At 65.7% G+C, this 14,846-nt stretch carries 12 protein-coding genes and 2 pseudogenes; 11 read left to right on the top strand and 3 right to left on the bottom strand.

What is annotated here, in order from left to right; translation table 11 throughout:
* Nucleotides 1-754: pseudogene (locus tag AMK24_RS35080) on the bottom strand (IS5 family transposase); the annotation flags it as partial.
* A gap of 193 nt (nucleotides 755-947) precedes the next feature.
* Between AMK24_RS35080 and AMK24_RS32100 the strand changes: the two are divergent.
* Complete coding sequence (locus AMK24_RS32100; protein WP_073772403.1) at nucleotides 948-1,358, top strand: carboxymuconolactone decarboxylase family protein; 411 nt, start codon at nucleotides 948-950, stop codon at nucleotides 1,356-1,358.
* A 197-nt stretch (nucleotides 1,359-1,555) separates the two neighbouring features.
* Here the strand turns inward: AMK24_RS32100 and AMK24_RS32095 are convergent, their stop codons facing one another.
* On the bottom strand, nucleotides 1,556-2,329 hold the full coding sequence (locus AMK24_RS32095) for an IS5/IS1182 family transposase (protein WP_073772402.1): 774 nt from the start codon (nucleotides 2,327-2,329) through the stop codon (nucleotides 1,556-1,558).
* A 227-nt stretch (nucleotides 2,330-2,556) separates the two neighbouring features.
* Between AMK24_RS32095 and AMK24_RS33850 the strand changes: the two genes are divergently transcribed.
* Nucleotides 2,557-3,666 (top strand): hypothetical protein, encoded by a 1,110-nt coding sequence (locus AMK24_RS33850; protein ID WP_143203773.1) that lies wholly within the window; start codon nucleotides 2,557-2,559, stop codon nucleotides 3,664-3,666.
* Nucleotides 3,667-4,093: 427 nt separating this feature from the next.
* A complete protein-coding gene (locus AMK24_RS35525; RefSeq protein ID WP_079190745.1) occupies nucleotides 4,094-4,327 on the top strand; it encodes a cold-shock protein in 234 nt (77 codons plus the stop codon).
* A 198-nt stretch (nucleotides 4,328-4,525) separates the two neighbouring features.
* Here AMK24_RS35525 and AMK24_RS32085 read toward each other — a convergent pair.
* Nucleotides 4,526-5,351: pseudogene (locus AMK24_RS32085) on the bottom strand (transposase family protein).
* A 195-nt stretch (nucleotides 5,352-5,546) separates the two neighbouring features.
* Here AMK24_RS32085 and AMK24_RS32075 point away from each other — a divergent pair.
* The 8 genes from AMK24_RS32075 to AMK24_RS33840 all read left to right on the top strand — a co-directional run bounded on the left by AMK24_RS32075 (nucleotide 5,547) and on the right by AMK24_RS33840 (nucleotide 14,829).
* A complete protein-coding gene (locus tag AMK24_RS32075) occupies nucleotides 5,547-6,512 on the top strand; it encodes an IS630 family transposase (protein ID WP_073772401.1) in 966 nt (321 codons plus the stop codon).
* A gap of 145 nt (nucleotides 6,513-6,657) precedes the next feature.
* Entirely contained in the window at nucleotides 6,658-7,347 is a 690-nt protein-coding gene (locus AMK24_RS32070) for a hypothetical protein (protein ID WP_143203770.1), read from the top strand.
* A gap of 11 nt (nucleotides 7,348-7,358) precedes the next feature.
* The gene (locus AMK24_RS32065) at nucleotides 7,359-8,618 is read left to right on the top strand and encodes an NAD(P)-binding protein (RefSeq protein ID WP_073772399.1); all 1,260 of its coding nucleotides are present in this window, start codon (nucleotides 7,359-7,361) and stop codon (nucleotides 8,616-8,618) included.
* 3 nt (nucleotides 8,619-8,621) lie between these two features.
* Entirely contained in the window at nucleotides 8,622-9,419 is a 798-nt protein-coding gene (locus AMK24_RS32060; protein WP_073772398.1) for a HisA/HisF-related TIM barrel protein, read from the top strand.
* 44 nt (nucleotides 9,420-9,463) lie between these two features.
* A complete protein-coding gene (locus tag AMK24_RS32055) occupies nucleotides 9,464-10,432 on the top strand; it encodes a zinc-dependent alcohol dehydrogenase family protein (RefSeq protein WP_143203769.1) in 969 nt (322 codons plus the stop codon).
* Nucleotides 10,433-10,525: 93 nt separating this feature from the next.
* A complete protein-coding gene (locus tag AMK24_RS32050; protein ID WP_073772396.1) occupies nucleotides 10,526-11,197 on the top strand; it encodes a hypothetical protein in 672 nt (223 codons plus the stop codon).
* 292 nt (nucleotides 11,198-11,489) lie between these two features.
* A complete protein-coding gene (locus tag AMK24_RS32045) occupies nucleotides 11,490-14,543 on the top strand; it encodes an amino acid adenylation domain-containing SDR family oxidoreductase (RefSeq protein ID WP_073772395.1) in 3,054 nt (1,017 codons plus the stop codon).
* Between the two features lie 52 nt (nucleotides 14,544-14,595).
* Nucleotides 14,596-14,829 carry a hypothetical protein gene (locus AMK24_RS33840; protein ID WP_143203768.1) on the top strand — a complete coding sequence of 78 codons (234 nt, stop codon included), beginning with the start codon at nucleotides 14,596-14,598 and terminating at the stop codon, nucleotides 14,827-14,829.
* Nucleotides 14,830-14,846 lie beyond the last annotated feature (17 nt).

The following is a 14,846-nucleotide window of genomic DNA, read 5'->3' as shown; positions in this document are numbered from 1 at the left end:
AACCCGGGGCGGTTCACGACGACGTTGCGCTGTTTGTAGCGCTCCTTGTCGAAAGCGGGCGGCCTGCCGCCGTTGCTGCCACGACGGCGGCGGTTTGCCTGCTGGTCCGAGCATTCCGGGATGGTGTGCGGGATACCGCGTTTCCGCAGGTGGTTGCGTATGCCTCGACTGCTGTATCCCTTGTCGCCCAGGAGATGATCGGGCCGGTTGCGCGGTCGGCCTGGGCCTGGGCGGCGAACCCTGATCTGCGCAAGGACCTGCTCGAACTGCGTGCAGTCGTTGACGTTGCCGCCGGTGACGACAAAGCCGAGCGGACGGCCGCGGCCGTCGCAGGCGAGGTGAATCTTGGTCGTCAGTCCGCCGCGGAATCGTCCGAGGGCGTGAGCGTGTGCCGTTTCTGAAGGGCCTGCCCCTTTTTACGGGCGCCGGCCGCGTGCTGATGAGCGCGGGTGATCGTGGAGTCCACGGAAACCAGCCAGTCGACGTCTCCCGCCGCATCCTTCTGAGCCTGGACGGCCTCAAGCATCCGCGTGAACGTGCCATCGAGCGCCCACCTGCGGAAACGTGTGTACAACGTCCGCCAGGACCCGTATCTCTCCGGCACATCACGCCAGGCCGAACCGGTCCGCAGCTTCCACACGATTCCGTTCAGCACCACCCGGTCGTCCCGCCGGGGCCGCCCCGTTTCCGTCCACGGAAGCAGCCCCGACAGAACGTCCCACTCTTCATCCGAGAGCTCACGTCGCCGCACCATGCGTCATATGATGCCCCATCAACAACCTTTGAAGACACCCCTAGCACCTGGCAACGGCGCTCGGAAGCACTTCTTCATGTCCCCGCGCACTACGGCGGACGGAGTCCCCCGGTCGGTTCCGCTTGTACCCGCGGTGGCTCGCATGAGAGCAATGAGCCGGGGGAAGCCGAATACTGAAGAGGAGGTTTCCCCGATGACCGTATCCCCGCACGACGACCGCTACTCTGCAGGCCTGGCCCGGATGCGCGAGTTGGGTGGCGCCGAGACCACCGACGCCTTCCTCGCCTCTCTCGAGGAGACCGCACCCGACTTGGGCCGTTACGTCGCAGAATTCGTATACGAAGACCTGTACCGGCGAGACGGACTGGACCTGTGTGCTCGTCAGTTGGCCACCCTGGCAACGCTGGTGGCCCTGGGCGGCTGCGAGCGGCAGCTGTCCATGCACATAGGGGTCGCACTGGACGTCGGTGTGCCGCAGCGGGCCGTCGTCGAACTCTTCATTCACCAGAGCGCTTACGCTGGCTTCCCGCGCGCCCTGAACGCCGTGGCCGTGGCGCGTGAGGTGTTCGCGGCGCGAGGCCTCCTACCGGGACGGAACCCGTAGGCGATCCATCCGGACCTTTCGCTGCACTCCTCCGGTCGAGGACCGCCGGTACCTGGACACCGCCGCACTCGCCCGTCTCCAGGTCTACGTACTCTGCGTCACACTCCTCGACGTCCCTCCAGCCTGTGGTCATGGGCATGTTAGAGGTTGTCCCGTAAATGATCTGAGGCGTGCAGGCTGACCTGCTTGTTTGCCTGTCATCCGGTGAGGGTGAGGTTGTGCAGGCGGGCGATGCCGAGCATGGCGTGGTGGACGCCGTCGCCTCTGAGGCGGCAGTCGCGGAGGATCTTCCAGCTCTTCATGCGGGCGAAGGTGTGCTCGACGCGGGCTCGCACCTTGCGGTGGGAGGCGTTGTGCTCCTCCTTCCAGGCCGGTAGTTCCTCGTCCTTGTGCCGACGGTAGTGCGGGATGGTCAGCCCGGTGCCCCGGTAGCCGCCGTCGGCGATCACCGTGGGGGCGGTGCCGACGGCGGCCTTCGCGCCGGAGTCCTGCCAGGCCCGGCAGTCGTTGCGGTTGCCGGGCAGCGGCTTGCCGACGGCCACCACGAGGCGGGTGTCGGCGTCGATGACGACCTGGTGGTTGGTGGAGTAGCGGTAGTTCTTGCTGGAGGCGGCCATGGTCCGGTCGCGGGTGGGGACCAGCGTGCCGTCCACGATGAGCACGGCCTCCTTGCGGAACCGCCGCCGGGGCTGGAGGGCGAGAGCCGGCCCGAGGTGGGCGACGATCCGGTCGGCCGCCGACTTGGAGACGCCGAAGAGCGGGGCGAGTTGACGCGGGGTGAGGTTGGTGCGCCAGTAGGCGGCCACCAGCAGCACCCGGTCCTCCAACGGCAGCGACCACGGTCGGCCCTTGCGGGCCGGATCGGCCCCCTCACGCCGCAGCGCGGTGGTCAGCTTGTTGAACTGCCGAGGGCTCAGCCCGGTGAACGGGCCTATCCACGAGGGCTCCGACGCCGTGATCACACCAGCCACGGCAAGATCATCTCACCTCTGACCAGCAGTTACGGGACAACCTCTACCGTCAACTATGCACGAGCTCTTTAAGTTGCAGAGTGAACCACTTTTAAGTGAACCATCGAACATAGGTTCCCTGTCGCGCTCCCCATCCTCTTTCAGGTTTCCTGCGAATGAACATGTGACAAGCGGGCATTAGAACCTGACAGCCTCAATCAGAAATCAACGAGAAGAGCAAAGCCGACATGGACAGCATTCGATTTTCGGAAGTATTCGAACTATCCGGAATCAGTAAGAATGAAATTTATGCGGTCAGGGCTTTTCATCATCCTGTTTCCGGCCTGGTTCAGTGCCCAGCTGCTCCACTGATCGCTACCGCACCAATGCCGGGAAATTCACTCCTGCCGGTTCGGGACTTTAGTTCTAGCAGCATTTTCTCTACCGGCCAGGCGAGCTACACGGGTGAATCCGGGTTATTGGTTAGCACGACCTACCTGCACGATGGCGTGGCAACTGGAATTGCTATCGCTGCCGGATCACATCAAGTTGATCTGGCTAAACGCATCGTACGGCGTTGGTCACTACTCCTCAGGACTCGTCGTGTCCTGGTAGCACGCCGGTCCTGGCCCTGTGCTAGTGAGCTGCACAGTGACCGCAAGCCGTCGGTACCGCAGGGAAACCTGGCCCGGACCGTGGTAGGAAATAAAGGGTATTGCCCGGCTCCTGCCCTCGCACGTGCTGCAATTCATAGCTACCTCAACGAAGGGGAAATTGTTTTTCTAGTCGGCCCTGGCCCGGTTCCGCCTTCAATCATCAATGAGCCTGTAATTGAGGTGAATGGAGTCGAGGATATTAGTCGTCTCGACATTCCCTGGGATGATCGAGTAGCTTTCGTGGTAAAGCCATGCTCAATTGTTGATGAAGTCACCCCTCTACTGCGCCTCCTTCATGCTAATTTCTCTAATTTGCGCGGGCAACACCCTAGTCAGTGGTGTTATGGAACCTCTACTGTCCAGTGGATGCACCGTATGGTTACCTCAGCCAGTGACTTAACATTTTCCCTAGGAGATCCAACAATAGATGTATCCAGATTTTCGGGAGGTGGATGGGTTCATCAAATTGAAAACATTAGCGATCTAACGATAGAGGATTTTGCCAACGTCTCGACAATTGGCGTAATCGTAGATGATTTAAGATACGAAGAAGAGAGGGGCGAAAATTTGGATGGCACGGCCGCCACCCTCCTGGAAGAGCTTCTTCAGGTGCTTACAGGGCTGGGTCCGCTCAGTATTGTTGAGTACCAAGCGAAAATCGAAGTGAGCCACTTAATCTCTACCTCTACTAAATTAAGGTGAAGACTGTTTCGGATATGCAACGAGATGAGACCCGCGTTCTTTCCGGTGGCACCTTCGAGCACCCCTAATTACCAGGAAAGCCTCACCTGAGCATATTTCGTACCGCATTTAAATTCTCACATAATTCGACTTAAAGACACCCACCCGAATCTGTACGCGAGGGAGGCGCGCATAGGTGGTCATGCATATCAAGCCCTGAGCTTCTTCAAAGTGGCAATCGATCGGGTGAGGGCCGACACCACGGTTCAGGGCTACGCGGCGGTAGTCGCACTGCTCACCGGCACCGTCAACTCCCAATGGTTCCTTACTCTCCGGAGGGGCGACTGAAGAAGCTCATTGAGGTTAAAGGGGAATCTTCAGGAAAAGGCGCGAGAAAATCTTCCCCCTTCCAGAGCAAGCCCAACGAATTACTCGACCAGTGAATATAATGAAAGAATGGATGATACCTATGCCGCAAGGGGAGCGATGCAAGGGAACGGTTATCTATTTCGATAGAAACCGTGGCTGCGGGTTTGTGGTCCAGCACGGGCACCAAGATCAGATCTTTGTGCAGCGTGAGAGCATTGAATCGCCAGTTAAGGTGCTATCGGAGGGACAGAGCGTGACATTCAAATTGACTTTCCTGGAAGGCAGGTGGGAGGCAACACAAGTGCAAGCGTGACGGGTTACCTTTAGCCTCAATCTTTCGTGACGGTCCGTCGGTTTCTTGGGCGGGCCGTTTCGGGTGTTCCGGTCGGTGGTGGGCACGCAGATGGCCCGGCTGTCGCGTCAAGTGGGCGCCGGGTTCCACGGCTCCGGTCGGGTGATGGTGCTTATTGATCCGAAACGGTTTGGGTTCTGGGTCGTTGGTGAGCCTCTTTCATCCTGGATAGTTGCAGGTCAGCAACGTGTGGGCGGCTTGGACGATGGTGCCGATGCGTCGGGTGGAGCATCGGGCTCGGCGGAGGATGTGCCAGGGCTTCAGCTGTGCGAAGGCGCGTTCGCCGGGTGCTCTCAGCCGTGCGTGGTCGCGGTTGAACTGCTGATAGTGAGCGGGCTGTTCGCGGTGGTGGTAGTACGGGGTGCGGAGGGTGGCGCCGGCGCCCTGGTAGGCACGGTCGGCGAGGACGAGGATCTGCCGGGTGAGGCAGGCCTGGACGACGGCTGCGGGGCGGGGCCGCGGTCAGGTCGTGGGGCCGGCCGGGTGTCGCGCGGGAGAACCACAGAGGTGTGCCGTGGGGACGGGCGATGACCTGCACGTTCATCCCATGCTTGCGGTGTTTCATCGAGTAGTACGGCTCGTCCGCGCCGATCGGGTCGATCGGGTCGATCGGGTCGATCGGGATCAGCGTGCCGTCAACGATGACGTGATCGCCCTCACCGAGACCGGTGAGCGCTTCGTGGAGGCCCGGCGCCCAGGAGGCCAGCACGTCCAAGGTCTCGTCGACGTAACGCCAGGCGGTGGCCTGGGATCTCCCGAAACCGGCCCCGAGCTGCGAGAACGTCTCGTTCTTCCGCAGGTGCACCAGCGTGAGCAACGCCTGCTTGAAACAGCCGAGCTTGCGCCAGCGGGTGTTGCGGGCCCGGCGGTACTCGTGCAGCAGCCATGCGACATGCTCGACCAGCTCATGAGGGACGTCGAGCGTGGCAGCATACGGAAACAACAGGGCCCCTTCGGTCGCCGGTGTGATGAGTGGAATCACCACGCCAACGACAAGGGGCCCTGTCTCGTCACCACCCCCGCTGACCAGCCTCTTTCACCCTCCAGCACAGGATGAAAGAGGTTCGGTGGGGTGTGAGCGATCTGGTGGGGGACGCGCGGCATCTGTCGCCGTCGGCGCAGGAGGCCCTGCGGCTGCGGGCGGTGGCCGCGTTGGTGGCGGGGGCGGGGCCGTGAGGACGTGGCGGCAGTCTTCGGGGTGTCGCTGAAGGCCGTCGACACGTGGTGGGCGAAGTGGCAGGCGGGCGGGCGGGAGGCGCTGGTCATGCAGCCGCGGGGCAAGCCGGTCGGGGTGCACCAGGTGCTCGGGGAGGCCGAGCAGGCCGAGCAGGCCGCTGTGCGGCAGGCGGTCCTCGATCACCGGCCTTGCGACGTGGGCTTGAGCGGGCAGTTGTGGACGCGGCGTCTGGTGGGCGAGCTGATCGCGAAACTGTACCGGCTGCGGCTGACCGAACCAGGGGTGGGCAAGTACCTGAAGCGGTGGGGGTTGTCCTTCCAGCGTCCGGACAAGCGGGCCGTGGAGCAGGACCCGGAGGCCGTGCGCCGTTGGCACGAGGAAACCTGGCCGGCGATCCGGGCGAAGGCGAAGAAGGACGGCGGCGAGGTCCTGTTCGCCGATCAGGTCGGCATCCGCTCCGACCAGGTCACCGGCCGCACCTGGGGAGGGAAGGGGAAGACTCCCGTCGTGCGGCGGACTGGCAACCGGTTCTCGGTGAACGCGATGTCCGCGATCAGCACGAAGGGCCGGATGCATTTCATGGTCTTCGCCGAGAGCTTCACCGCCGAGGTGATGTGCCGCTTCCTCGATCGGCTCGCCGGCCACTTCGACCGCAAGGTCCATCTCGTGGTCGACGGGCACTCCGCCCACCGTTCCAGGAAGGTCCGCGACTGGCTCGCCGCCCACCCCGACGTCATCGAGCTGCACTTCCTGCCCCCGTACTCGCCCGAGCTGAACCCCGACGAACTGGTCAACGCGGACCTCAAGCACAGCCTGCCCAAGCAGCACCGGGCCCGGGACCAAACCGAACTCGCCGCGGAGACCCGCCGCTTCTTCCGCAGACGCCAGCGTCAGCCGCACATCGTCCGCGGCTACTTCGGCGGCCCCCACGCCCGCTACATCGTGAACGAGAACCCCATGAGTTTCTGATCAATAGTATGGGACCAAAGGACTTGGTGCCGTATCGAAGGTACCCATTCTATTCCGTTTCCGGATGCGGGGGGGACGGGCATGCGAATACTAGACCGAACAGAGAGCGACGAAAGGCGGGAGGTGTTTTATGGATGCTGGTCCCGTGTCTTTTGCGGAACAGTTACTAGCCGAGCAGGGGAAGATTGTCAGGCAGCGTGACAATGCGCTGCTGTGCTTAGCACGCGACGGTCAGGTGGGCCAGGAGCATCTTTGCCGTATGGTGCAGGCCGACCAACTGTGCCTGGAAACCGAAACCGTGGCCTACGCGATACTTCTAGCCCGGTTTCCGAGCGGACTGGCTGCCGATCTCTTTGCCGGGCTGAACGCTGCCCTGCGTTCGGTCAAGCCGAGCCTCGACCGGTGCGCGAGGGCTCTGAGTTCGCCCCCTGCATCCGCGCTCGACGCATCGGTGGACTCTAACGCGTTCGCCTTTCCCAGGGCGGTTTCCTGGATGTGTCTGCATGCCGGACCCGCTGCTGCCGCGCTGGCGCTGCGTTCTGACTTCGCCGCCTACGCTCGGGAGTCGGGCGAACTCCTGCGGACGCTGATCTCCTCGGGTGTCGAGGTACCCGAGGAGATCCGTGACCACTACAGCTCGCCGGCCCCCGCAGAGCTGCTCGATCTGGCTGCCGCAGTGGTGCGGGAAGAGGTTGTCCGAGAGGGCGACACGTCTGGTCACGCCGCGTCTGTCGCCAGCATGCTGCTAGCCGGTCTCGATGGGTTTTGGCGGTTCGCCGCCGGCGAGCGTGCGCCGTCGGCGGTCGCCGCGGTTCCTCGAAGTCAGCAGGGCTGACGGCCGTGCGTGTGGGAATAGCGGGCGGCGGGATCGCGGGTCTGGCGCTGGCCTGGCTGCTCGGCGAAAGCCACGAGGTGCTGCTGCTCGAAGAGCGGCCCAGGCTTGGCGGGAACGCGGAATCGGTCCAGACGACCGTGCGTGGCAGGACGTGTGTCGTTGACCTCGGTGTCAGGGAGACACCCGCCGAGGCGGCCCTGGTCTGGCGGCACATGGCGGCGTCGGCAGGTATCCCGACGGAGGACCTGGTGAGTACCACATCCTCCCGCGTGGTGTTCCGTGAGCACGAACGCTCGGCTCTGTGGGTATCCGCCGCCGACCCTGGCGACAGGAGACGACCGGTCACGACCGACGGGCCGGCGTACCGGGCCGTGGTTCGTCTCGCCGAGGAATCCGCGCGGTGGGAGGCGGAGGGGGCGAGCTGGGACCTCACGTTCGGCGAAGTCCTGAACGCCTGGTCGTCGCTGTCATCCGCGGCGGAGCAGCTGCTGTGCGCGCTGCCGGCTTCACTCCACGGCTGCACACTGGACGAGGTACGGAACCTGTCCGCGCGGGCGGTGGGCGCGACACTCACCCCGCCGGATGCGGTTCCCCGGACTACGTACCTGCGTTTCGGGGCCACATCCCTCGTCCAGGGGCTCGCCGCTGGCTGCTCACGTTCGGCCACGATGCTTTTGGGCAACGGTCTTCGGGCGGTACGCCAAGCAGGGGCAGGCTTCGAACTCGTCGACGGAGCAGGGGCGGTCCACCCGGTCGACGCGGTGGCCCTGGCTCTTCCGGCGGACCGTGCCCTCGCATCGCTCTCTGGCTTGGCAGGCACGAGTGCCTGGCAAAACGCGCTGAAATCCATCGCGTACCGGGACGTCACCTACGCCCTGCACCGCGACCCGTACGGGATGCCCGAGGACCGGCGCCTGTGGTCGGCCAGCAACATGACCATGGACGGGCACCGAAGCCAGACGACGACCTGGTACGGACCCTCGCTGGGCGTCGACCTGTTCGTCAGTCAGGTCGACCATCGCTCCAGGCCGCCTCGCGAGGAACTCGCCCGCTCCTCGTTCCGGGCGACACTCCCCACACCGGCAGCCTGCCGGGCGCGCCAGCGACTAGGCGAGATCGAAGCGGGGCAGCGACTGCTCTTCCTCGGACACTGCACGACCCCGGTGGAAACCCAGGAAGCGGCCATGAGATCGGCCCTGGCCGTGGCACATCACCTCGCGCCCCGCAGCCCACGGCTGCGGAGGCTGCGCAATCACTTGGAAGGCGGATGACAGATGCAGCATGACAGCAGTACCAAGGATTTCCGGGCCCGGACGGCCCGGCAGGTGATCTCTTGCATCGACGTGCGCGACGGGGTGGCGACCGAGCCGTCCGGAATCCCTGGGCTCGTCGATCCTCTCAACGTCGTGGACATCGCCAGCAGCTACGCCCGCGACGGTGCCGGCCAGTTGTTCCTGGATGTCGTAGACCCCTGGACCGCCGTCGGCTACCTGCCGGAACTGTTGGGTGAGTTACGCAAGACCGGCCTGGAGCTGCTCGTCTCCGTGCAGCACGGAGTCCTTCCTTCGCCCACGGAATGTGCGGAGTTGCTGTCCGCGGGTGCGGACGCGCTCTCGGTCAGTACCAGTATGATCGAGGACCCCGGCCGGGTGGCGGAGACGGTCCGCCTGCTCGGGGGACGACGGATCCTCGGCGTCGTGAACTGCTCTGGGGACCAGCAGCGGGGATGGCGGATCCGTATCCACGGTGGCGCCACGCTCACCACCGCGGACGCCGTCGCAGTGTCCCAGAAGTTCGGCGAGCTGCGCGTGCGCGCCCTGCTCGCCAACAACGTGGACCGGGAGGGCACCGGCATTGGTTACGACCTCGATCTGACGCGCGCCACCGCTCGCGTGTCCGGGCTTCCGGTCATCGCCTCCGGTGGTGCGGGCTCGGCGGAACAACTGGCCGACGCGCTGCGCAGCGGCAACGCCACTTACGTACTCGTGAACAAGGTCGTCCACAGTGGCCGGGAGACGGTCGGTTCGCTGAGCAGGAGCCTGTGCCAGCAGCTGCCCGGGGAAGCGGGCTGACCGTGCGGGCCCTGGCCTTCCAGGCGTACGGCGACCCTTCCCGTGTGCTCCGCCTGGCGGACCTTCCTCGCCCCGAACCAGGCCCGGGTGAAGTGCGGGTACGGCTCTCCGCCCGCCCGATCAACCCCTCGGACCTCCTGTTCATCCAAGGTACCTACGGCCGCGACGCACGCTTCACTCTGCTTCCGGAAAGCGGTGACCTGAACGGAGGCTGGGCAGTCGCAGGCTTCGAGGGCGCGGGCATCGTGGACGCGCTGGGCCCCGGTACGGCAGGGCCGCCGCCAGGCACCCGGGTGGCGGTCTCTGCCACGGGAACCTGGCAGGAACACGTCTGCGTACCGCGCACCTCGGTGATTCCAATCCCCGGCAGCTTGTCCACCGAGGCCGCCTGCCAGCTCACCGTCAACCCCTTCACCGCCCACCTGCTCGTACGTGACATCGCCCTTGATCCGGGCGAAACGCTACTCCTCACCGCAGGTGCTTCCGCCGTGAGCCGCATGGTGATCCACCTGGCGAGCGAGCGAGGTATCCGATGTCTGCCCGTAGTCCGGCACCCCGAACAAGCCCGCACGCTGGCCCTCCTGGGCACGCGGCCCGTGACAGTCGGCTCCGCCGATGCTCTCACCGAGGCAGTGCACGACATCGGGGAGCACGGTCGGGTGGGAGCGGTGCTGGACGCGGTGGGCGGGGCACTCGGCGCCGCGGCGCTCCGTTGCCTACGTCCCGCGGGACAGTTCGTCTCCTACGGCATGCTGTCCGGTCACCCCATCCCGGTGCACCCCGACGACCTGGTCTTCCGGCAAGTGAGCGTGAGCGGCTTCTGGTTGCCCGCCCGTATGGAGCGCCTGGACGAACGGGAGCTGACATCCCTCACCCAGCGGGTGCAGGAAGCCGCCGTACGCGGCCTGCCTGGCCTTGAGGTCGCCGAGTGCCGCGACCTCGCCGACTTCCGGTCAGCGCTCGAGCACACGATGCGCCCAGGGCGCGACGGCAAGGTCGTCATCACCGGCTGAGCAGGGCGAGTACCGCTCGTCCCCACGGCCGGGACCACTTCCCATCCGGACCGGCGGCAGTTCTCCGTCGCCGACCTCATTGAAAGGAAGCACATGAACGTCCGAACCCACACCGATGCCAAAGCCCTGGCCGATGAGCTTCGGCAGCGTCTTGCCGGCGAAGCCCCTGGCAGTCCGCTCGTCCTGGCGCCCGTCACGAGCCCCGACGTCCTCGAACCCCTGCGTCGTCTCGTCGCGATCGAGTACCAGGCACACGAGGTGGAGCTCGTCACGTACGGCACCCTGCTGGCCAGGTTCCCGCACCGGCCCGCCGCCGAACTCTGGGTGACCCTGATACGCATCGTCCACGAGGCCACGCCCAAGCTGCGCAAGGTGGCCCGGGCCCTGAGCATGTCCGAGACCGACCTAGCCGGCCGGGTGACGGACAGCGGCGCATACTCCTTCCACGCCACCATGTCCTGGATCGCCTCATCCGGGAGCCAGAGCACTGCAGCCCTGGCCGCCCACACCGACATGCAGGTCTACTACTCCGGCGCCACCGCCGTCGCGCGACGCCTGCGTGAGACGGGCGCTTCCGTCCCGGGAGAGTTCCTCGAGTACTACGACGACCCCGGCGACGACGCTCTGAAGGAGCTCGCTCTGACCGTAAGCCAGGATGGTCTCGACCGCGGCGACGACCCCCAAGAGGCGCTGTTCCACGCCCAACGCGTGGCGGACGGGCTCCTGGACCTCTGGAAAGCCACCATGGCGAATCCTGCTGCCTGACCCGGTGAACAGGGGGCCGACGCCGTACAGCTTGTCCGGCTCTCGGTGACGTGTGTGGCCATCGGGCGGGTGGGTGCGACCCGGCATGCCGGGTCGCACCCACCCGCCACCACTCGACCGCTGCGGCAACGATGTACTCCCTGTTCCCGGCTGCGACCCGGCCTCTCACCCCGCGCGAAAGAAGATGGCCGACAAAACGACTTGCCCAAATCGAACCCATGGAGTCAGCGTGCCAACAAGAGACAAAAATCCCAGTACCGTCCCGTCCACGCACGCCCGTGAGTGGAACCGGGTGTCCAGCACCTATCCCCGGGCAGCCACCATTCCTCTCCTCTTCACCGAACAGGCCGACGCCCGGCCCGAAGCGACGGCCGTCGAGTGGGCGGACGGGGCATGGTCATACCGGGAACTGGCAGGACGGGCACAGAGCGGCGCCACGGCGCTGCGAGCGCGCGGAATCGGGGCAGGCGACGTGGTCGCAGTGGCGATGCGGCGGTCCCCGGAGGCGGTAGCCGCCATCCTCTCCGTCCTGCACGCGGGCGGGGTGTACCTCCCGCTTGGTCCTGACCAGCCTGCCGAGCGGCTGAACCGGATTATGGGCGAGGCCGGAGTCCGGGTGGCTGTGTACGACGTGGCCGAGCCGGTGGCGGTACCGGATTCCACGACTGCTGTCTCCGCCGATGAGCTGTTCAGCGTTCCCGAGAACGCAGACCCCAGGTGGTGGGGCGAACGTGCCCCCGATGACGCGGCGTACGTTATCTACACTTCTGGATCGACTGGTGCCCCCAAGGGTGTAGTGTGCCCCCATCGCGGCCAGACCAGGCTGGCCCGCGGGGCAGGGGACCTGCGCATCCGGCCCGACGACCGCGTTCTCGCGACCACCGACCTGACGTTCGATGTCTCCTGCTTCGAAGTCTTCGCCACGCTGCTGAACGGCGCCTGTCTCCTCTTCACGCAGGAGTCGGACCTGCTGGATTCCCAGGCGCTGGAAAACGTGGTGCGTGGGCGGCGGGTCAGCGTGATGTGGTTGAGCGCAGGCATCTTCCACCAACATGCTCACCTTGCGCCGCACCTCTTCGCCGGGTTGCGTCTTCTCATCGCGGGCGGCGACGTACTCAGCCCCCGAGCGGTACGCGCCGTACTGGCGGAGGGCCGGCCGGACATGTTCCTCAACGGCTACGGGCCTACTGAGAACTCTTCCTTGTCCACCGTATGCCGGGTCGACGAGCTGTCCCCACAGGCTGAGAATGTACCCATCGGAGTGCCGGTCGCGGGCTCGACAGCTTACGTCGTGCGCGAGGACGGCACGGTCGCCGACCCCGGCGAGACGGGCGAGCTCTGGCTCGGCGGGGACGGGGTTGCACTGGGATACCTCGGCGATCCGCGCAAGACGGCGGAACACTTCGTCCCAGACCGGTGGAGTCCCGAGGGGGTACGCGGACGGCTCTACCGCAGCGGCGACATGGCCCGGTGGCGCGAGGACGGGGTGCTTGAGTTCCTCGGGCGGCGTGATCGGCAGGTCAAGATCCGCGGCTACCGCGTGGAACTGGACGAGGTCGAATCGGTGTTGTCGGCGCATCCGCAGGTGCGTCAGACGGCGGTCGACGTCGTCGGCGAGGATGCGGGGCAGCGGCTGGTGGCCGCTGTCGTGGCGCACGGTGGACACGGTCGGAAGAACCTCACGGCCCGCCTGGACGAGCATGTACGCGACCGGCTGCCCGGCTACATGGTTCCGACGCGCATCGCGCTGGTGGACGCGCTCCCCCTCACGTCCAGCGGCAAGGTCGACCGCAGGTCGCTGTCCGCCCTCGCCGCGCCTGCCGCCCCAGCGGCCGGTGACGACGCGCCCAGCGGCGAGGTGGAGGAGACCCTCGCGGCCGTGTGGCGCGATGTCCTCCACGCGGACGTGGTCGGACGCGACGCGCACTTCTTCGCCCTCGGCGGCACGTCGCTGCGCGCCACACAGATCACCGCCGCGGTGCGCGAGCGGCTCAAAGTGCCGCCGGGGTTCGGGCGGGCGATGATCCGCACTCTGATCACGGACCCCTCCCTACGCGACTTCGCCGCGACGGTACAGGGCCTGCTCGACGGTCACGAGGAAACCGTCGACCCGGCAACCGACTTCGCGGCTGAGAGCCGACTCGACCCGGAGCTGCGCTACACCTCACCCACGACGTCCACTGCCGGAATTCCGCGCAAGGTCCTGTTGACCGGCTCGACCGGCTTCCTGGGCGTCTACCTCGTCGACCGGCTACTGCGGCACGGAGCGGAGCAAGTGTACTGCCTGATCCGCGCCGAGAACCCACCACAGGCCCTCGCACGGCTGGCGGCCAGGATGCGACGCTACGGCCTCGAACCCGAACCGCTTCTTGGCCGTGTCGTACCGATACTGGGAGAGCTGGCCGAGCCACACTTCGGTCTGTCGGAACCCGACTGGGACCGGCTGGCCCGTGACGTCGATCTGATCGTGCACTGCGGCGCGCGCGTCAACTTCGCCTACCCCTACCGCGCGCTCGCACCGATCAACGTCGGCGGCACCCGCACCGCGCTGGAGCTGGCGGGCATGCACACCACCAAACCATTCCACTACATATCCACCATCGCGGTGATCGCCGGGTTCGGCACCGCCGGTGTCGGACACATCGACGAGAACACCCCGCTCGACCACGCCGACCGAATATCCCTGGGCTACCCCGAGACCAAATGGGTCGCGGAGAAACTCGTCGTCGAGGCAGGACGACGCGGCCTGCCCGTGGCCGTCCACCGCCCCTACGAGGTGACAGGCACCGTGGGCCGGGGCGTGTGGAACACCGACACCATGATGTGCGCCCTGTTCCGCACCATCGCCGAGACCGGCCTCGCCCCGGATATGGCCCTGCCACTGGACTTCGTGCCGGTGGACTACACCGCGGACGCGATCACGCACATCATCACCCACCAGGAACCCGACGGACGCGTCTACCACCTCACCAACCCTCGCGCGGCCCGCCTGCCCCTGCTCGTGGAACGCCTGACCGCCATGGGTTATCCGGTGCGAACCGTGCCCTACGACACCTGGACGGAAATGCTCGCCAAGCTGACAGCCAAACTGCCCGACCACCCCATGGCCCCCTACGTCCCTATGTTCGTGGAACCGGCTCGCGACAGCGAGGTCTCGGTCAAGCAGATGTACACCGACGGGGTCTTCCCCACCTTCAGCCGCCATCACACCGAGTCCGCACTCGCCGAGAGCGGACTCGTCTGCCCGCCCGTCGACGCTGGGCTGCTCGACACCTACCTGCACGAATTCAGGCGCTCCGGATTCCTCGCACCGCCCTCCGCACAGAACCGGACCCTGCCGAGCTGACACTAGACCGAGCAACGGCAGTACCCGCCTCCAGCAAAGCGGGGACATCGGCTTGCACAACCCGCCCGGGTGCGGTTGGCGCAACGATGCCCGGCGGGCCAAGAAGCGCAAGATCCGCTCGCTCGCGCAGTTGCGCACCCACTGGAAGCAAAGCGCGATCCGCACCTGCGGTGTCCCCGCTGACGACATTCTCGAGTCCGCCCGTGCCGGGGATTGTCTGCTCCTTCTCGTCCAAGGCCGGATGCTGGTCCGGCGGGCCCATCTGGAGATGCCGGATCTTAACTGATCGTTTCAGAATGAGTT

The organism is Streptomyces sp. CB02366, from assembly GCF_001905905.1.
Lineage (GTDB): Bacteria > Actinomycetota > Actinomycetes > Streptomycetales > Streptomycetaceae > Streptomyces.
Note: the sequence above shows the minus strand (reverse complement) of the source record. Positions and strands in the feature narration are given on the sequence as shown.

What these genes read in the sequence shown, in the direction of transcription:
- AMK24_RS32100 (WP_073772403.1), top strand. Translation starts at nt 948, where the DNA reads ATGACCGTATCCCCGCACGACGACCGCTACTCTGCAGGCCTGGCCCGG.
- AMK24_RS33850 (WP_143203773.1), top strand. Translation starts at nt 2,557, where the DNA reads ATGGACAGCATTCGATTTTCGGAAGTATTCGAACTATCCGGAATCAGT.
- AMK24_RS35525 (WP_079190745.1), top strand. Translation starts at nt 4,094, where the DNA reads ATGAAAGAATGGATGATACCTATGCCGCAAGGGGAGCGATGCAAGGGA.
- AMK24_RS32060 (WP_073772398.1), top strand. Translation starts at nt 8,622, where the DNA reads ATGCAGCATGACAGCAGTACCAAGGATTTCCGGGCCCGGACGGCCCGG.
- AMK24_RS32050 (WP_073772396.1), top strand. Translation starts at nt 10,526, where the DNA reads ATGAACGTCCGAACCCACACCGATGCCAAAGCCCTGGCCGATGAGCTT.